This is a genomic window from Flavobacterium sp. KS-LB2 (genome assembly GCF_036895565.1).
Taxonomy (GTDB): domain Bacteria; phylum Bacteroidota; class Bacteroidia; order Flavobacteriales; family Flavobacteriaceae; genus Flavobacterium.
This window is the reverse complement of record NZ_CP145904.1, coordinates 2826530-2843639: the sequence shown is the minus strand read 5'-3', so window position 1 is coordinate 2843639 and position 17110 is coordinate 2826530. Positions and strand designations below refer to the sequence as shown.

The following is a 17110-nucleotide window of genomic DNA, read 5'->3' as shown; positions in this document are numbered from 1 at the left end:
GAATAATCAAATTAACGAATTAACCTTTATGACAAAATAGCATTAAATTGCTTTTGGATAAGTTTTTGAATTAAAACCAGAATATAAAACTTCTCGTTATTCATGGAAAAGCATTTTAAATTTACCAATTCAGTTATTGGGTTGCCACTTTTTTTTGTGGTATTCCTGTGGTTTATTTTTTGGCTCGAAATCCGATTTGATTTTGATTTTGTCGAAAATGGTATTTATCCGAGAACTCTTTCTGGTTTACAAGGTGTTTTGTTTAGTCCATTCATTCATGCTGACATAGAGCATCTTTATAATAATTCTATTCCGCTGTTGATTTTATTGGCTGCTTTACAATTTTTTTATGCAGAACAATCGCTAAAGGTTGTTGTGTATGGAATTTTATTTTCTGGGTGTATCACTTGGATTATTGGTAGAGACAATTACCACATTGGAGCAAGTGGACTTATTTATGTACTATTTAGTTTCGTTTTTTTTAAAGGGATACAAACTAAATACAATAGACTAGTGGCCTTATCACTTGCAGTCATAGTTGTTTATGGTGGCTTAGTTTGGTATGTTTTTCCAAGTCCTGAGATAACCGGAAATAAATCAATTTCTTGGGAAGGTCATTTGGGAGGATTACTTACGGGATTCTTTCTTTCGTTAGTTTATAAAACGCCAGAGTACAAGAAAATACTAAAATACGATTGGGAACATCCTGATTTTGATCCTTCTGAAGATAAATTTATGCAGCGTTTTGATGAAAGTGGAAATTTTGTCAACCTACCAGAAATCGAAGAAATAGAAGAACAACTGGAATTGTTGTCATATTATACTTCCAATTATCCTGTAAATTATCATATTATTAGAAATGAAAAAAAGGAATCAAAACCTAAGTCTTGATTCCTTTTAAGTATTATTATAAAGAATATATTAAAACCTTATGATCGTTGTCTTACCGCTTCGTATAAGAAAGCACCGCAAGCTACCGATACATTCAATGATCCGATAGTTCCAAACATAGGAAGTTTAGCTTTTTCGTCTACTATTTTTAAAACTGATGGGTTCACACCTCGATCTTCAGATCCCATAATGATTGCAACGGGTTCGTTTAAAGAGATATCATAAATATTCTGATCTGTTTTTTCGGTTGCAGCTACGGTTTTAATACCGCTTGCTTGTAAAAGAAAAATGGCGTCCTTGATGTGTTCTACTTTACAAATTGGAATGTTGAAAACTGCTCCGGCAGATGTTTTTACTGTATCACCATTCACTGGGGCTGAACCCGCTTTTTGAACGATTATGCCATTAACGCCAGTACACTCCGCAGTTCTGATGATAGCACCAAAATTACGTGCATCAGATATTTGATCTAAAATTAAGAACAATGGTTTTTTTCCGTTTTCTTGCACCGATTCAATTAGTGATTCTAAATCGAAAAATGAAATAGGGGATATAGTCGCTACGGCACCTTGATGGTTATTCGGTGTCAATCTATTTAGTTTTTCAACGGGAACATAAGAAAAGTTAATGTTGCCACGCTTCATCACTTTCATCAAGTCTTTCATTAGTTCGCTACTAGCTTCCTTTTGAATATAGACTTTGTCTACAGTTGCACCCGCTTGTATTGCTTCGATTATCGCTCTAATCCCAAATATTTGATGTTCTTTTTCCATGGTGCAAAGATATAAAAAAAAACCACCCCAAAAAATGGGATGGTTTTTAATATTAGAATTAAGGAATAATTAGAATTTATCCCAAAATAATTTTGTTGTTTGTTTGTCTCCTCCAATTGATGTTGTAGCAGCATTGTAGTTCACTGTGTTTAAGTTTTGCTCAGCTAATGGATAAGTCAATCTTGTTGGAACATCAGCTTCAGAAACTGCAGGTTTATTAAATCCTGGAAAGTCATATTGTCTCCAAGCTGTCCATGCTTCGTAACCTCTGTTGTACATGGCTAACCATAATTGCTTACCAATTTTAACTTTCCAAGTACCTGGAGCAGTAGCATAGTTTACATTTGGATTTGCCAAGTAAGCAGTTACACCTGTAGTACCCCAATAGTCAAATGAAGCAGTAATTCCTTGGTTATAAAAACCTGGAGCTGCAACTGGAGTTCCAGAAATAGAACGCTCAGCAGCATCAGCTAAATAAAAAGAAACTTCAGCGTAATCAATTAAGCTTGCTGGGTTTGAAGGGTCAACAATTCTATTGCTTACATGTGTATATCTTGTGTATGAATTGTTGTCACCATAAGGACCACCTTCAAATACACCAACTCCTAAGTTCTCATCAAAATAGCTTGTTCTTCTAGGATCATTTAAAGCATTCATTTCATCTACTAATGTGTTTGCAACAACAAAATCAGATCTTCCAGATTGAACTAAATCTACCCAAACAGGGTTTGTGTTTGGAGAAGATGAGGCATATTCTAATTCTGCATTATCAGCGTTCGATGTGAAAACACCACCGGCAACCGCTGCTTTAATTGCAGTTTGTGAAACGGCACTCATAGTTGTTACGTCAGCAACACGAATTCCCATTCTTAATAATAAAGAATTTCCAAATTTTTTCCAATTTGCTGTATTTCCTGAATAAATTGGATCAACAGAACCAAACCCCTCATCAGTTAAATCAGGTATAGCAGCTGTTAAACGTTTTATAAGATCAGTATAAACTGTTTCAGCTTTATCGTAAGTTGGTAAAGCGAATTCACCCGGACTTAATGCTTGTGAATATGGAATATCACCAAAATTCTCTACTAAATTTGCCCATGCATATACAGATAGAATTTCAATTTGAGCATTTCTTGTTTTTTTCTGAGCAGCAGATAATCCAGCATCAGCATCAGTAATTGTTTTAGCAGACTTTAAATCCAATAAAACATCTCTGTAAAGCTCATTCCATTGAGAGGCAGTAATACTACGAGTATTAAAATCGTAATTTGCTTCGTCAACATAAGTTGTTTCTGTCCAATGCTGCCCTAATAATCTAAAGATATTAGTGTTTACATTAGTACTTGTCATTTGATCGAACAAACTTTTTGTTGCAGAGTTAAAAAGGAAACCGGCATTAACCTGCGTAGGGTTTTTCGTATCTCTATTGTAGTTTTCATATTGGTCATCTGATTGACACGATACAAAAGCAAAAACAGTAAGAGCTGTTAATATTAATTTTTTCATATTGTTTTTTTTTAAAACTGTAATTTAAGACTTCCACCAATTTCTCTTATTGAAGGATATGCACCTGATTGGTATCCTTGAACATTTCCTGAACTCAAACCAGCTTCTGGATCAGCGTAAGGTGTGTTTTTATGGATAATCCATAAGTTTCTTCCAATCACAGATAATGTAACATTTGTGAATGGTAGTTTTTTCAGATATTTAGTATCTAAATTATACGTAATACTAGCTTCACGTAATTTAATATAACTTGCGTCATAAACGTGAAGTTTGTTAGGCGCTCGAACGTAACCTAATGCGTTTGCATAATTACTCATGTCGGTTCTTACTTCATTTTTACTTCCATCAGGAGCTACACCATTTAATATGATACCACCACTTGTTGCGCCATAATTTCCAGCAGTTCCTACAATTGGATTACGAACAGGATTTCCTAAGTCGTTGTTTGCAGCAGAGAAATCATACATACCTGTAGCATAACCATACCAAGTGTCAAGAGAGAAAACATCTCCACCTTTTTGCATATCAAGTAAGAAACTTAAATTGAAATTTTTGTAAGTTATACTGTTGTTTAAACCTGCTTTCCAATCTGGATTGATGTCTCCAATTACGATATTGTTAGCGGTTGTTCTGTTGTATCGCCCGTTTGTTTGATTTACTATACGTTGACCATTATCAGCGTAGATAAAGTCACTTCCTCTAATAGTTCCATAAGGCTGCCCTGGAGTAGCGTTTATTGAAATTCCACCTTGTAGTGATGCTAATTGTAAATTGTCGATACCATTTAATAATTCAACAACTAAGCTTTCATTTTTAGTCCAGTTTAAGTTCATGTCCCATTTAAACGAATCTAACTTTATTGGTGTTGCGTTCAACTGTACCTCAAACCCTTTGTTTTGTACAGTTCCAGCATTTAATACTGCTGCAGAATATCCAGTAGAGTTAGATAACGGAATGCTTGTAATTTGATCTTCAGTTATAGTTTTGTAGTATGAAACATCAAATCCTAAACGTTTTTTGAAAAATTGCATCTCAAGACCAAATTCAGTACTTTTAGATCTTTCAGGTTTTAAGTTTTCGTTTGGCTTGACTGTCGGATTGGATGCTATTCCATTTCCATTAAAAGGAGAACCAATAGCATACGTATTAAATACATTGTAAGGATCAGTATCGCTTCCTACTTCAGCGTAGTTTGCTCTGGCTTTACCAAATGATAACCAATCAGCTTTTAGTAATTCAGAGAACACCAAACTTCCAGTTACTGAGTAGTAACCATAACGATTGTCATTTTTAGGTAATGTTGAAGAACGGTCAGTTCTGAATGAACCTTCCACATATGCGAAGTTATCATATCCTAAGCTAGCTCTAATATACTCACCGTCAACCATTTTAACTGCATCGTATTCTAACGGAGCTTCAATTGGATTAACGCTGTTTGAAAGTGCATATAATCTAGCTAAGTTTAAACCACCATTGGTTTGAGCACTAATGCTATTAGCAGTATTTTTTCTTAAGTTCCAACCAATATTACCTTCTATGTTTAATTTTTCAGTAATATTTTTGTTGAAGTTTAACATTAAATCATAGTTGTACTCTGATCTATTGTTGTTTGTTCTTCCATATCTAGATACGTCAGAACTTCCTACTGCAGTTCTTTCTTCTTGTATTGATGCATACGTGTCAAATGAAAATCTAGCCATAACACTTAACCAACTTGTAAGTTTGTTGTCTAAAGCAACATTACCAAAATATCTTGATCTTGTATCGTTTTGATAGTTTTCATAGAATGTCCAGTACGGGTTGTCAGAGTATATTGGTCTTAAATTGTCTATGCTGTTAGGGTTCCAAGTTATGTTTTCTCTTGTTAAGAAATATGCCGCTTCTTGTTCTTTGAAGTCAACGTTCATTTGGTTCCATTGTCTGAACTGTTGCATAACGTTTTGCGCACTATATCCAGTTCCGTTTCTTCCTTTACCATCTGTTTTTACATAGTTAAAAGTAGTAGATACTTTTAAATTATCAGATAATTCTTGTGATCCAGAAAAGTTAATACTATTTCTTTTGATACTTCCATTAGGTAAGTTACCTTCTTGGATTAAGTTAGTAAATCCTAAACGGAATGAACTTTTATCAGTTCCTCCATCTAGTGATACAGAGTTTACAGTGGTTGCAGCAGTTTGCCATACATAATTTGGATTGTTCTTTCCAGCAACCCATGGAGTAGCTTTACCGTATGTATCTTTTAATTGTGGATAAATAGAATTCCATTGGTAAACTAATTTTGTTGGGTCAAATGCAGCTCCATAAGAAGCATCTTCAGTAAATGGGGTAGTCAAATCGTCAATACCGTCACCATTTACATCTGCTAAGAAGAAGTAACCAGATTCGTCATCATAGTATGGTCCATAACCAGCTCCGTATTTGTTTTGGTATCTTGGAAGTGTTGTTTTGTCAGCAGTTCCTAAAGTTAAGCTAGAATTGATTGTAACACCAATACCTTTTTGACTTTTCCCTTTTTTTGTAGTAATCATTATCACACCATTAGAAGCGCGAGAACCATAAAGTGCTGTAGCAGCTGCACCTTTTAGAACGTTGATAGATTCGATATCGTCAGGATTGATATCTGATGCGGCATTACCGTAATCGTAACCTCCACCACCTGCTCTTTGAGTTGAAGAGTTTGTGTTGTTGTTGTCAACGGGTACACCATCAACTACGAATAACGCTTGGTTATTTCCGCCAATAGATTTATTACCACGTATAACCACATTAGTTGAACCTCCAAGGTTTCCGGATGTTTTAATATCTAAACCTGCAACTTTTCCTGATAATGAGTTAACAAAGTTTGAACTTTTTACATCTGAAACTGCACTTCCTTTTACTTCTTGAGTTGCATAACCTAGAGATTTTTTTTCTCTTTTAATCCCTAAAGCAGTTACTACAACCCCCTCAAGCTCTAATGCATCACTTGCTAATTTTACATTTACAGTTGATGAACTAGCTGTAATTTCTTGGGTTTTCATTCCAATGTAGCTGAATACCAAGACTTGGCTTGGTGAGGCTTTGATAGAAAATTTTCCGTCAAAATCAGTTTGTGTTCCAGAATTTGTTCCCTTAACTAACACACTAACGCCTGGTATAGGCAATCCTGCATTATCAGAAACAACACCAGAAACAGCTCTTTCTTGCGCAAAAGTTAGTTGCGCCACAAGTACTATTAGTAGTACTAAGAATCCATTAAACTTTAGTTTCATTTTTTAATATTTTGAATTAGTCTCGCAAACTTCTTAATAATTTGTTAACTTTCCTAATATATGAAATACTAATTTTTGTTAATATTAAAAATTAACATTATAACTAATGTGTAAAATAGTGTTATAAATTTCTATTTGTTGGTTTTTGGTAGTGCCGTTTGCTATTGCGAATTTTAACAAACCGTTTTTTGTTTGTAGTCCAAATCCAAGGCCTATTCCTAGAAGATTTTTTGTGTTGTCTCTTTGTGTAATGTCTAGTTTATTTTTGTAAATGCAATAATCTAAGATTGTGTGAACGTATAGGTTAGAGGATATTATGTGTCTATATTCTGAAAGAATTGAGCTTGTGAAATAAGCTTGTAAGCTGTTTTCAGTAAATCCTCTTATGCTGTTAAATCCTCCAAAACGGAACAGCTCATTTACAATGTAACGATCGCTTTGTAGATAGTAATTTTGGCTATTTATATTTATTATATTTTTTTTGTTTAAGGTAAAGTTATGTGCTGCTTGTATGTTTAAAAAAAATTGATTGCTTTTTGTGCTGTTTTCTAGCGGATTATTAATTTCTATCTTCCCGGTTCCTGCTGTTATTGAAAAAATTGACTTCATTGGAAATGTAAAATTGTTTACATCTATTTTTCTATAATTAAAACCAAATGTTAAAAAGGAATTATTAAAATCGCTTATGGAAGTGGTTGTTGAGTTTTGTATGTCGCTTGATTCGGTGGCTTGGTATCCAATATAAAATCGCGTGTTGTAATTTTTAAAGTAACTTAAGTCAAATGCGGTTTTTGTGTTTTGAAAAGTGCTGTCTTGTCTAAATAATTGGATTTGCGCTTTTAATCCTATCGGGGATTTAAGTAGATAAGGAATTTCAATACTACCGTTGAATGTTTTTTGATCGTTTCCGTCGCTTTTCCAATAAACAGAAAATTGTTCTCCGGTGCCTAGGATATTTTCTAGTTTTAGGTCTAAGTATCCGTTTAAGGTTATTTTTTTGTTATCAGTATTTGAAAATCCGATAAAGCCATCAAAAGTATTGGATTTTTTTTTCTCAAGATATATGTAAACTTTTGTGGTGTCTTTTGTAAATAAAATTTCGGGATACTTAACTTGATTAACAAATCCAAATTTTTCAAAGTCACTATAAATTTCATCCACAATTTTCTGATTAAAAATGCTGTTTTTGTATTTCCTGTTGATTTGCGCAAAGTGCCCGCTCGGAAATGTGGTGGTTTTATTGTTTTCTGTGTAATTGATTGTAATGGAGTTTAATTTTCTTTTTTTATCTGATTCTAATTTTAAATCAGCGTAAATTTCGTTTTCTATTCTTTTTATGTTCACTAATTTTAGTCTTGCTAAAGCAAATCCGTTTTGCTCTAATTTCCGAACGGCTTGATTTAGAAACGAATTAATTTCGGTATAAGGAAGTGTTAAAGTGTCTTTTTTTCTTTGATCTACTATATCGGTAAATAGGTTTTTAGTACCTATATATATATGTATGTATTTTATTTTTTTTCCTAGTATGAAATTAGCAATGTAAGTAGAGTCTCTTTTTGTGCTAATTGATGTTGTAGAGTTGTCTACATATCCCATTTCGGATAATTTTTGAGAAACTCGGATTATTTCGTCTTTAAGTAATTTTGGGTTTTTATGTTCGGAGTTGTATTTTAGGGAGTCTATAGTTTTTGTTTCTAATGCGTTACTACCAGTTATTACTAAATGAAAACTTTGCGCAGAACAAGTAAGGCAAAAAAATAGGAATAAAAGGTAAATTAAAGACTGTTTCAAATGAGTGTGTGTTTTAATAAAAGTAATGCAAATATCTATTGTTTGCTATAAAAATCAAATGATAAAATAATCTTATTGAAAATTAATAGATTAACGTTTGTAGAGTAAAAAATATTTTCTACATTTGCAACCCCGTAAAAAGCGGGAATTTAATATAATAAGAAATTTTTAGTATTAATTATGCCAACAATTCAACAATTAGTAAGAACAGGAAGAACTCAGATAACTAAGAAGAGTAAATCGGTTGCTTTAGATTCTTGTCCTCAAAGAAGAGGGGTTTGTACGCGTGTTTACACTACAACACCAAAAAAACCAAACTCTGCAATGCGTAAAGTAGCGCGTGTACGTTTGACAAATGGTAATGAAGTGAATGCTTACATCCCTGGTGAAGGACACAATTTACAAGAGCACTCGATAGTATTAGTTAGGGGTGGAAGGGTAAAAGATTTACCAGGAGTTAGATATCACATCGTTCGTGGTGCGCTTGATACGTCAGGAGTAGCAGGAAGAACGCAAAGAAGATCTAAGTACGGAGCAAAACGCCCAAAAGAAGCAAAAAAGTAATTTAAAAAGTTAGTTCTTGTATAGGTGTAATTTATTACAACTGTATAAGTATGACATTTTATTAAAAAAAAGACATGAGAAAAAGAGCGGCAAAGAAAAGACCACTTTTACCAGATCCAAGGTTTAATGACCAACTGGTAACACGTTTTGTGAACAACTTAATGTGGGATGGAAAAAAATCGACAGCGTTTAAAGTATTTTATGATGCTATTGACATCATTGAGTCTAAAAAACAAGATGCGGAGAAACCATCATTAGAAATTTGGAAAGATGCGTTAACTAATGTTATGCCTCACGTAGAAGTACGTAGTCGTAGAGTAGGTGGAGCAACATTTCAAATTCCAATGCAAATTCGTCCAGACAGAAAGATTTCTATGGCAATGAAATGGTTGATTCTTTATTCAAGAAGAAGAAACGAAAAATCAATGGCTCAGAGGTTAGCTTCAGAATGTTTAGCTGCGGCTAAAGAAGAAGGAGCAGCTGTTAAGAAAAGAATGGATACTCACAAAATGGCAGAAGCTAACAAAGCTTTCTCTCACTTTAGATTTTAATTCTTAAGAAATGGCTAGAGAACTTAAATATACAAGAAACATAGGAATTGCTGCTCATATTGATGCTGGTAAAACAACAACAACAGAGCGTATATTATTCTATACTGGAAAATCACACAAAATTGGTGAAGTACACGATGGTGCTGCAACAATGGACTGGATGGCGCAAGAGCAAGAAAGAGGTATAACAATTACTTCTGCGGCTACAACTTGTGAATGGAATTTTCCAACAACTCAAGGTAAAATTTTACCTGAAACATTGCCTTATCACTTTAATATTATCGATACTCCAGGACACGTTGACTTTACAGTTGAGGTAAACCGTTCTTTGCGTGTTCTTGATGGTTTGGTTTTCTTGTTTAGTGCTGTTGATGGTGTTGAGCCTCAGTCGGAAACTAACTGGAGATTAGCAGATCAATACAGAGTACCGCGTATTGGTTTCGTTAATAAAATGGATAGACAAGGTTCTAACTTTTTGATGGTTTGTCAACAAGTAAGAGATATGTTGAAATCAAATGCAGTTGCAATCACTTTGCCAATTGGTGAAGAAAATGATTTCAAAGGTGTTGTGGATTTAGTAAGAAACCAAGCTATTGTTTGGGATGATGCTGGAATGGGAGCGACTTATGAAGTTGTTGAAATTCCTGCTGATATGATCGACGAAGTAAAAGAATACAGAGATATCCTTATTGAAGCTGTAGCTGATTATGATGAGAACTTACTTGATAAGTATATGGAAGATCCAGATTCTATCACGGAAGAGGAAATCAATACTGCTTTAAGAGCTGCTGTAATGGATATGGCTATTATTCCTATGATTGCTGGTTCTTCTTTCAAAAATAAAGGAGTTCAATTCATGTTAGATGCTGTATGTAAATACTTGCCATCTCCAATGGATAAAGCTGGTATCGAAGGAATTCATCCTGATGATGCTGAGTTATTAGAAGAAGATCAAACTAAAATCTTGCGTAAGCCAGATGTTAAAGAGCCATTTGCTGCTTTGGCATTTAAAATTGCTACTGACCCATTCGTAGGTCGTTTGGCTTTCTTCCGAGCTTATTCAGGAAGACTAGATGCTGGTTCTTATGTTTTGAACACACGTTCAGGAAATAAAGAAAGAATTTCTCGTATCTACCAAATGCACGCTAACAAACAAAATCCAATCGAATACATTGAGGCTGGAGATATTGGAGCTGCTGTTGGATTTAAAGATATTAAAACTGGAGATACATTGTGTGATGAAAAACACCCAATTATTCTTGAGTCTATGAAATTCCCTGCACCAGTAATTGGTATTGCTATTGAGCCTAAAACTAAGGCTGACGTAGATAAAATGGGTATGGCTTTGGCTAAATTAGCTGAAGAAGATCCAACGTTTACAGTTAGAACGGACGAAGCTTCAGGGCAAACTATTATCTCTGGTATGGGTGAGCTTCACTTAGATATCTTGGTTGATAGAATGAGACGTGAATTCAAAGTTGAAGTGAACCAAGGTGAGCCTCAAGTGGAATATAAAGAAGCTTTTACTAAGAAAGCACAACATAGAGAAACATACAAAAAACAATCTGGAGGTCGAGGTAAGTTCGGTGATATCGTATTTATTTTGGAACCAGCAGATGAAGTTGATGGTAAAGCTCCAGTTGGATTGCAGTTTGTAAATGCGGTAAAAGGTGGTAACGTTCCTAAAGAATATATCCCATCGGTTGAAAAAGGTTTTAGAGAAGCTATGAAAACAGGTCCTTTAGCAGGATATCAAGTAGATAGTTTGAAAGTAACTTTATTAGACGGATCTTTTCACCCTGTGGATTCTGATGCACTTTCTTTTGAGCTTGCAGCAAGAATGGGGTATAGAGAGGTAGCTAAAGCAGCTGGTGCTGTTATATTAGAGCCAATCATGAAAATGGAAGTGATAACACCAGAAGAAAACATGGGGGATATCGTAGGTGATATAAACCGTCGTAGAGGTCAGGTGAATGATATGGGTGATAGAGCTGGTGCTAAAACTATTAAAGCAGATGTGCCGTTGTCTGAAATGTTTGGATACGTTACTACGTTAAGAACACTTTCGTCAGGTAGAGCAACATCTACTATGGAATTTTCACACTACTCTGAAACGCCTTCTAATATTTCAGAAGCAGTTATCAAAAAAGCAAAAGGAAACGCATAATCTTTAAGAAAATGAGTCAAAAAATCAGAATAAAATTAAAATCTTACGATCACATGTTGGTAGACAAGTCTGCTGAGAAGATTGTAAAAACGGTAAAAAGTACCGGTGCAGTTGTTACAGGACCAATTCCATTGCCAACACACAAAAAACTTTTTACTGTTCTACGTTCTCCACACGTTAACAAAAAAGCGAGAGAGCAATTTGAAGTAATGTCATATAAGAGATTAATTGATATTTATTCATCTTCATCTAAAACTATTGATGCTTTAATGAAATTAGAATTGCCTAGTGGAGTTGAAGTAGAGATCAAAGTTTAAGGATTTACTTAAGAGTAAAAAGAGCACTTTGTTTAAGTGAAAACTTTTTTTGGATTGTGTGTAAATAAGTTATACTTTTGCACCACTTTAAAAATAGGGTTCACTTAAATGATGTGTTCTATTTTTATATTTAATAATTAATAATTAATATTTATGTCTGGGTTAATTGGTAGAAAAATCGGCATGACTAGTATTTTCGACGAGAACGGGAAGAATATTCCTTGTACAGTAATCGAAGCTGGACCATGTGTTGTTACCCAAGTCAGAACCAAAGGTGTTGACGGGTACGAAGCGTTGCAACTTGGTTTCGATGACAAAAACGAGAAACATTCCACAAAAGCGGCTTTAGGTCACTTTAAAAAAGCGGGAACTGTAGCTAAGAAAAAAGTCGTTGAATTCCAAGATTTCGCAACAGAGCAAAAATTAGGAGATCTTATTGATGTTTCTATTTTTTCTGAAGGAGAATTTGTAGATGTACAAGGTGTATCTAAAGGTAAAGGTTTTCAAGGGGTTGTAAAACGTCACGGTTTTGGTGGTGTTGGTCAAGCAACTCACGGTCAACACAATCGTTTAAGAGCGCCAGGTTCTGTAGGAGCTTCTTCTTATCCATCTAGAGTATTCAAAGGAATGCGTATGGCTGGACGTATGGGAGGAGACAATGTAAAAGTTCAAAACCTTAGAGTTTTAAAAGTAGTGGCTGATAAGAACCTACTTGTTATTAAAGGATGTGTTCCTGGTCATAACAACTCTTATGTAATCATTCAGAAGTAATGGAAGCAAAAGTATTAGATTTCAACGGAAAAGATACTGGAAGAAAAGTTCAACTTTCTGATTCAGTATTTGGTATAGAACCAAACAATCATGCAGTATACCTTGATGTTAAGCAATATCTTGCTAATCAAAGACAAGGAACGCACAAAGCTAAAGAAAGAGCTGAAGTTGCGGGAAGTACTCGTAAGATTAAAAAACAAAAAGGAACTGGTACTGCTCGTGCGGGTAGTGCAAAGAATCCATTGTTTAAAGGTGGTGGAACAGTTTTCGGACCAAGACCAAGAAGTTATTCATTCAAATTGAATAAAAGCTTGAAACGTTTGGCTAGAAAATCTGCTTTCTCAATTAAAGCAAAAGAGTCGAACATTATCGTTCTTGAAGACTTTAATTTTGAAACTCCAAACACTAAAAATTTCATCAACGTTTTGAAAGCTTTAGAGTTAGAGAATAAAAAATCCCTGTTTGTGTTGGGTGATGTAAATAAAAATGTATATTTGTCGTCACGCAATTTAAAAGGCTCTAGCGTAGTAAGTAGCTTAGAACTAAGTACTTACGCTATATTAAACGCTAATAATTTAGTGCTTTTAGAGAGTTCTTTGGAGATAATTGAAGAAAATTTAAGTAAATAATAGGATATGAGCATCATAATTAAGCCTATAGTAACGGAAAAAGTAACCAAAGAAAGTGAAGTTTTAAACCGCTTCGGATTTGTTGTTGACAAAAAAGCAAACAAAGTGCAAATTAAGAAAGCTATTGAAGCTGCTTATGGAGTAACTATTTTGAGTGTTAACACGATGAACGTAAGACCGGATAGAACTACAAAATACACTAAAAGTGGTTTAATCAGTGGAAAGACGAATGCAATCAAAAAAGCAATTGTTCAAGTACAAGAAGGAGAAACAATTGATTTTTACAACAATATCTAAGATAAAATGTCAGTAAGAAAATTAAAACCTATTACCCCAGGTCAGCGATTTAGAGTTGTGAATGGTTATGACGCCATTACAACTGATAAGCCGGAACGCTCTTTGATAGCGCCGATAAAAAACTCTGGTGGTAGAAATAGTCAAGGAAAGATGACCATGCGTTATACGGGTGGTGGTCACAAGCAGAGATATCGTATCATTGATTTTAAACGTACAAAAGAAGGAATTCCTGCGACGGTTAAGTCAATTGAATATGATCCAAATCGTACTGCTTTTATCGCTTTGTTAGCGTATGCTGATGGGGAGAAAACGTATGTTATTGCTCAAAACGGATTGAAAGTTGGTCAGAAATTAGTTTCTGGTCCAGAATCTCAACCTGAAATTGGTAATACATTACCTTTAAGTAGAGTTCCACTTGGAACTGTAATTTCTTGTATCGAATTGAGACCAGGACAAGGAGCTGTAATCGCTCGTTCTGCTGGAACATTTGCTCAATTGATGGCAAGAGATGGAAAATATGCTACAATCAAAATGCCTTCAGGTGAGACAAGATTGATCTTGTTGACTTGTTCGGCTACAATTGGAGCGGTTTCTAATTCAGACCACCAATTAGTTGTATCAGGAAAAGCTGGTAGAACAAGATGGTTAGGAAGAAGACCTAGAACAAGACCTGTTGCAATGAACCCTGTCGATCACCCAATGGGTGGTGGTGAAGGACGTTCTTCTGGTGGACATCCACGTTCAAGAAATGGAATACCAGCTAAAGGTTATAGAACTCGTTCTAAGAAAAACCCGAGTAACAAGTATATCGTAGAACGTAGAAAGAAATAATAAGATATGGCACGTTCATTAAAAAAAGGACCTTTCGTTCATTATAAGTTAGACAAGAAAGTTCAAGAAAACATCGCAGGTGGAAATAAAGGAGTGGTTAAGACATGGTCTAGAGCTTCTATGATTACTCCAGACTTTGTTGGACAAACTATCGCAGTTCATAACGGTCGTCAATTTGTACCAGTTTACGTAACAGAAAACATGGTAGGTCACAAATTAGGAGAATTTTCACCAACTAGGTCTTTTAGAGGTCATGCTGGAGCAAAAAATAAAGGTAAAAAATAAGAAGCAATGGGAGTTCGTAAAAGAGAAACAGCAGACGCAAGAAAAGAGGCGAATAAGTCTTTGGCCTTCGCAAAATTGAATAACTGCCCTACTTCACCTAGAAAAATGCGCTTAGTAGCGGACTTGGTAAGAGGTCAGAAGGTAGAAAGAGCACTTAACATCTTAAGATTTAGTTCTAAAGAAGCTTCAAGAAAATTAGAAAAATTGGTTTTATCAGTAATTGCTAACTGGCAAGCTAAAAACCCTGAAGCTAATATGGAAGAAGCTGGTTTATTTGTTAAGGAAATCCGTGTTGATGGTGGAATGATGTTGAAAAGACTTCGTCCAGCGCCACAAGGAAGAGCACACAGAATAAGAAAACGTTCTAATCACGTAACAATCGTGCTTGGGGCTATCAATAACACACAAAGCAATTCTTAAGCAGCATGGGACAAAAGACAAATCCAATTGGAAATAGACTTGGTATCATCAGAGGGTGGGACTCAAACTGGTATGGTGGAAATGATTACGGTGATAAACTTGCCGAAGATCATAAAATCAGAAAGTATATCCATGCTCGTTTATCAAAAGCTAGTGTATCAAAAGTAATCATCGAGAGAACTTTGAAACTTGTAACCGTTACTATCACTACTGCTAGACCTGGTATCATTATCGGAAAAGGTGGACAAGAGGTAGACAAGTTGAAAGAGGAACTTAAGAAAATTACTGACAAAGAGGTTCAAATCAACATATTTGAAATCAAAAGACCTGAACTTGACGCGTATCTAGTTGCTACAAGCATCTGTCGTCAAATCGAAAGTAGAATTTCTTACAGACGTGCAATCAAAATGGCTATTGCTGCTTCTATGCGTATGAACGCTGAAGGTATCAAGGTTTTGATTTCTGGTCGTTTGAATGGTGCAGAGATGGCTCGTTCAGAGGGTTTCAAAGAAGGTAGAATTCCTCTATCAACTTTCAGAGCTGATATTGATTATGCTTTGGCTGAAGCTCATACTACTTACGGTAGAATGGGTATCAAAGTATGGATCATGAAAGGTGAAGTTTATGGAAAGAGAGATCTTTCTCCACTTGCTGGAATGGACAAAAAACAATCTGGTGCTGGTGGTAAAGGTGGTGATTCTCCAAGAGGAGACAGAAAGCCTTTTAACAAAGGTGGAAAACCAGACGCTCGTAAACGAAAGTAAATTTTTAAACTAAAGAAAAATGTTACAGCCTAAAAGAACAAAATACCGTAAGGTACAAAAAGGTAAAATGAAAGGGAATTCTCAAAGAGGACATGAACTTTCTAATGGAATGTTTGGTATTAAATCTGTACATGAAGATGGAATGTTCTTAACCTCTCGTCAAATCGAAGCTGCGCGTATTGCTGCAACTCGTTTCATGAAAAGAGAAGGACAATTATGGATCAAAATATTTCCAGACAAACCTATCACTAAGAAACCTCTTGAGGTACGTATGGGTAAAGGTAAAGGTGCAGTTGAGTATTGGGCTGCCGTTGTTAAACCCGGAAGAATTATGTTTGAAGTTGGAGGAGTACCTTTGTCAGTTGCAAAAGAGGCGTTACGTCTTGCAGCTCAAAAGCTTCCAGTAAAAACTAAATTTGTCGTTGCTAGAGATTTCGAAGCATAATCTATATTATATTATGAAACAATCAGAAATAAAAGATCTTTCTGCAGCGGAGTTGCAAGAAAAACTTAGCCAGACTAAGAAGGCATATGCCGACCTAAAAATGGCTCACGCTATTTCACCAATTGAGAACCCACTTCAAATTAGAAGTGTAAGAAGAACAGTTGCAAGATTAGCTACGGAACTTACTAAAAGAGAGTTGCAATAATTGTAATCTGCTGAAAGATGGAAGAAAAAAGAAATTTAAGAAAAGAAAGAGTTGGTGTTGTTACTTCTGACAAGATGGATAAATCTATCGTAGTTGCTGAAGTACGTAAAGTAAAACACCCATTATACGGTAAGTTCGTGTTGAAAACTAAAAAGTATCACGCACACGACGAAATGAACGACTGCAACGTTGGAGATACAGTAAGGATTAGCGAAACGCGTCCTTTAAGTAAAACAAAATGTTGGAGGTTAGTTGAAATCCTAGAAAGAGCTAAATAATTATGGTACAACAAGAATCAAGACTAAAAGTAGCAGATAACACTGGAGCAAAGGAAGTTTTAACTATCCGTGTTTTAGGAGGTACCAAAAGAAGGTATGCCTCTGTTGGAGACAAGATTGTAGTTTCTATCAAAGATACAGCACCTAACGGAAGCGTTAAAAAAGGAGCTGTTTCAACTGCAGTTGTTGTACGTACCAAAAAAGAAGTAAGAAGAGCCGATGGTTCATACATTAGATTTGATGACAACGCATGTGTGTTATTAAATGCTGCTGGTGAAATGAGAGGAACTCGTGTTTTTGGTCCGGTAGCAAGAGAACTTCGTGAAAAACAATTCATGAAAATTGTATCATTAGCACCAGAAGTGCTTTAA

At 35.2% G+C, this 17110-nt stretch carries 20 protein-coding genes; 16 read left to right on the top strand and 4 right to left on the bottom strand.

All coding sequences use genetic code 11. The features are described from left to right. Positions 1 to 102: 102 nt before the first annotated feature. Entirely contained in the window at positions 103 to 891 is a 789-nt protein-coding gene (locus V5J73_RS12220) for a rhomboid family intramembrane serine protease (protein ID WP_338646231.1), read from the top strand. 38 nt (positions 892 to 929) lie between these two features. On the opposite strand, the gene rlmB is transcribed toward V5J73_RS12220, so the two are convergent. From rlmB to V5J73_RS12200, 4 genes are all read right to left on the bottom strand, one after another. Next, positions 930 to 1664 carry a 23S rRNA (guanosine(2251)-2'-O)-methyltransferase RlmB gene (gene rlmB / locus V5J73_RS12215; protein ID WP_338646229.1) on the bottom strand — a complete coding sequence of 245 codons (735 nt, stop codon included), beginning with the start codon at positions 1662 to 1664 and terminating at the stop codon, positions 930 to 932. Between the two features lie 69 nt (positions 1665 to 1733). After that, a complete protein-coding gene (locus V5J73_RS12210) occupies positions 1734 to 3170 on the bottom strand; it encodes a SusD/RagB family nutrient-binding outer membrane lipoprotein (protein ID WP_338646225.1) in 1437 nt (478 codons plus the stop codon). 11 nt (positions 3171 to 3181) lie between these two features. Then, positions 3182 to 6424, bottom strand: a complete 3243-nt coding sequence (locus tag V5J73_RS12205) for a SusC/RagA family TonB-linked outer membrane protein (RefSeq protein ID WP_338646223.1) — start codon at positions 6422 to 6424, stop codon at positions 3182 to 3184. Between the two features lie 84 nt (positions 6425 to 6508). Continuing rightward, a complete protein-coding gene (locus V5J73_RS12200; RefSeq protein ID WP_338646221.1) occupies positions 6509 to 8020 on the bottom strand; it encodes a hypothetical protein in 1512 nt (503 codons plus the stop codon). A gap of 375 nt (positions 8021 to 8395) precedes the next feature. On the opposite strand from V5J73_RS12200, the gene rpsL reads away from it, so the two are divergent. The 15 genes from rpsL (at position 8396) to rplN (ending at position 17110) form a co-directional block, all read left to right on the top strand. Beyond that, on the top strand, positions 8396 to 8779 hold the full coding sequence (rpsL, locus tag V5J73_RS12195) for a 30S ribosomal protein S12 (RefSeq protein ID WP_007136570.1): 384 nt from the start codon (positions 8396 to 8398) through the stop codon (positions 8777 to 8779). 74 nt (positions 8780 to 8853) lie between these two features. Continuing rightward, on the top strand, positions 8854 to 9330 hold the full coding sequence (rpsG, locus tag V5J73_RS12190) for a 30S ribosomal protein S7 (RefSeq protein WP_035668130.1): 477 nt from the start codon (positions 8854 to 8856) through the stop codon (positions 9328 to 9330). Between the two features lie 10 nt (positions 9331 to 9340). Beyond that, on the top strand, positions 9341 to 11497 hold the full coding sequence (fusA, locus tag V5J73_RS12185; RefSeq protein WP_338646219.1) for an elongation factor G: 2157 nt from the start codon (positions 9341 to 9343) through the stop codon (positions 11495 to 11497). An 11-nt stretch (positions 11498 to 11508) separates the two neighbouring features. Beyond that, complete coding sequence (gene rpsJ, locus V5J73_RS12180; RefSeq protein ID WP_011963470.1) at positions 11509 to 11814, top strand: 30S ribosomal protein S10; 306 nt, start codon at positions 11509 to 11511, stop codon at positions 11812 to 11814. A 153-nt stretch (positions 11815 to 11967) separates the two neighbouring features. Then, on the top strand, positions 11968 to 12585 hold the full coding sequence (gene rplC, locus V5J73_RS12175; RefSeq protein WP_099713444.1) for a 50S ribosomal protein L3: 618 nt from the start codon (positions 11968 to 11970) through the stop codon (positions 12583 to 12585). Continuing rightward, on the top strand, positions 12585 to 13214 hold the full coding sequence (gene rplD, locus V5J73_RS12170; RefSeq protein ID WP_091173690.1) for a 50S ribosomal protein L4: 630 nt from the start codon (positions 12585 to 12587) through the stop codon (positions 13212 to 13214). Before rplC ends, rplD begins: the two co-directional genes overlap by 1 nt. Before the next feature lie 6 nt (positions 13215 to 13220). After that, on the top strand, positions 13221 to 13511 hold the full coding sequence (rplW, locus tag V5J73_RS12165; RefSeq protein ID WP_066081040.1) for a 50S ribosomal protein L23: 291 nt from the start codon (positions 13221 to 13223) through the stop codon (positions 13509 to 13511). Positions 13512 to 13517: 6 nt separating this feature from the next. Then, entirely contained in the window at positions 13518 to 14342 is an 825-nt protein-coding gene (gene rplB / locus V5J73_RS12160) for a 50S ribosomal protein L2 (RefSeq protein WP_035668122.1), read from the top strand. Between the two features lie 6 nt (positions 14343 to 14348). Beyond that, positions 14349 to 14627 carry a 30S ribosomal protein S19 gene (gene rpsS, locus V5J73_RS12155; RefSeq protein ID WP_007136562.1) on the top strand — a complete coding sequence of 93 codons (279 nt, stop codon included), beginning with the start codon at positions 14349 to 14351 and terminating at the stop codon, positions 14625 to 14627. A 6-nt stretch (positions 14628 to 14633) separates the two neighbouring features. Then, a complete protein-coding gene (gene rplV / locus V5J73_RS12150) occupies positions 14634 to 15047 on the top strand; it encodes a 50S ribosomal protein L22 (RefSeq protein WP_035668120.1) in 414 nt (137 codons plus the stop codon). Between the two features lie 5 nt (positions 15048 to 15052). Beyond that, the gene (gene rpsC / locus V5J73_RS12145; RefSeq protein WP_035668118.1) at positions 15053 to 15811 is read left to right on the top strand and encodes a 30S ribosomal protein S3; all 759 of its coding nucleotides are present in this window, start codon (positions 15053 to 15055) and stop codon (positions 15809 to 15811) included. A gap of 19 nt (positions 15812 to 15830) precedes the next feature. Continuing rightward, positions 15831 to 16256, top strand: coding sequence for a 50S ribosomal protein L16 (rplP, locus tag V5J73_RS12140; RefSeq protein ID WP_007803637.1), 426 nt, complete (start codon positions 15831 to 15833; stop codon positions 16254 to 16256). 13 nt (positions 16257 to 16269) lie between these two features. Further along, positions 16270 to 16461 (top strand): 50S ribosomal protein L29, encoded by a 192-nt coding sequence (gene rpmC / locus V5J73_RS12135; protein ID WP_035668115.1) that lies wholly within the window; start codon positions 16270 to 16272, stop codon positions 16459 to 16461. Between the two features lie 17 nt (positions 16462 to 16478). Further along, positions 16479 to 16739 carry a 30S ribosomal protein S17 gene (gene rpsQ / locus V5J73_RS12130; RefSeq protein WP_091173701.1) on the top strand — a complete coding sequence of 87 codons (261 nt, stop codon included), beginning with the start codon at positions 16479 to 16481 and terminating at the stop codon, positions 16737 to 16739. Positions 16740 to 16741: 2 nt separating this feature from the next. After that, entirely contained in the window at positions 16742 to 17110 is a 369-nt protein-coding gene (rplN, locus tag V5J73_RS12125; protein ID WP_026717863.1) for a 50S ribosomal protein L14, read from the top strand.

Excerpts from the sequence above, each read along its gene's own strand:
- V5J73_RS12220 (WP_338646231.1), top strand. The coding sequence starts at position 103 with ATGGAAAAGCATTTTAAATTTACCAATTCAGTTATTGGGTTGCCACTT.
- rlmB (WP_338646229.1), bottom strand. The coding sequence starts at position 1,664 with ATGGAAAAAGAACATCAAATATTTGGGATTAGAGCGATAATCGAAGCA.
- V5J73_RS12210 (WP_338646225.1), bottom strand. The coding sequence starts at position 3,170 with ATGAAAAAATTAATATTAACAGCTCTTACTGTTTTTGCTTTTGTATCG.
- V5J73_RS12205 (WP_338646223.1), bottom strand. The coding sequence starts at position 6,424 with ATGAAACTAAAGTTTAATGGATTCTTAGTACTACTAATAGTACTTGTG.
- V5J73_RS12200 (WP_338646221.1), bottom strand. The coding sequence starts at position 8,020 with ATGGGATATGTAGACAACTCTACAACATCAATTAGCACAAAAAGAGAC.
- rpsL (WP_007136570.1), top strand. The coding sequence starts at position 8,396 with ATGCCAACAATTCAACAATTAGTAAGAACAGGAAGAACTCAGATAACT.
- rpsG (WP_035668130.1), top strand. The coding sequence starts at position 8,854 with ATGAGAAAAAGAGCGGCAAAGAAAAGACCACTTTTACCAGATCCAAGG.
- fusA (WP_338646219.1), top strand. The coding sequence starts at position 9,341 with ATGGCTAGAGAACTTAAATATACAAGAAACATAGGAATTGCTGCTCAT.
- rpsJ (WP_011963470.1), top strand. The coding sequence starts at position 11,509 with ATGAGTCAAAAAATCAGAATAAAATTAAAATCTTACGATCACATGTTG.
- rplC (WP_099713444.1), top strand. The coding sequence starts at position 11,968 with ATGTCTGGGTTAATTGGTAGAAAAATCGGCATGACTAGTATTTTCGAC.
- rplD (WP_091173690.1), top strand. The coding sequence starts at position 12,585 with ATGGAAGCAAAAGTATTAGATTTCAACGGAAAAGATACTGGAAGAAAA.
- rplW (WP_066081040.1), top strand. The coding sequence starts at position 13,221 with ATGAGCATCATAATTAAGCCTATAGTAACGGAAAAAGTAACCAAAGAA.
- rplB (WP_035668122.1), top strand. The coding sequence starts at position 13,518 with ATGTCAGTAAGAAAATTAAAACCTATTACCCCAGGTCAGCGATTTAGA.
- rpsS (WP_007136562.1), top strand. The coding sequence starts at position 14,349 with ATGGCACGTTCATTAAAAAAAGGACCTTTCGTTCATTATAAGTTAGAC.
- rplV (WP_035668120.1), top strand. The coding sequence starts at position 14,634 with ATGGGAGTTCGTAAAAGAGAAACAGCAGACGCAAGAAAAGAGGCGAAT.
- rpsC (WP_035668118.1), top strand. The coding sequence starts at position 15,053 with ATGGGACAAAAGACAAATCCAATTGGAAATAGACTTGGTATCATCAGA.
- rplP (WP_007803637.1), top strand. The coding sequence starts at position 15,831 with ATGTTACAGCCTAAAAGAACAAAATACCGTAAGGTACAAAAAGGTAAA.
- rpmC (WP_035668115.1), top strand. The coding sequence starts at position 16,270 with ATGAAACAATCAGAAATAAAAGATCTTTCTGCAGCGGAGTTGCAAGAA.
- rpsQ (WP_091173701.1), top strand. The coding sequence starts at position 16,479 with ATGGAAGAAAAAAGAAATTTAAGAAAAGAAAGAGTTGGTGTTGTTACT.
- rplN (WP_026717863.1), top strand. The coding sequence starts at position 16,742 with ATGGTACAACAAGAATCAAGACTAAAAGTAGCAGATAACACTGGAGCA.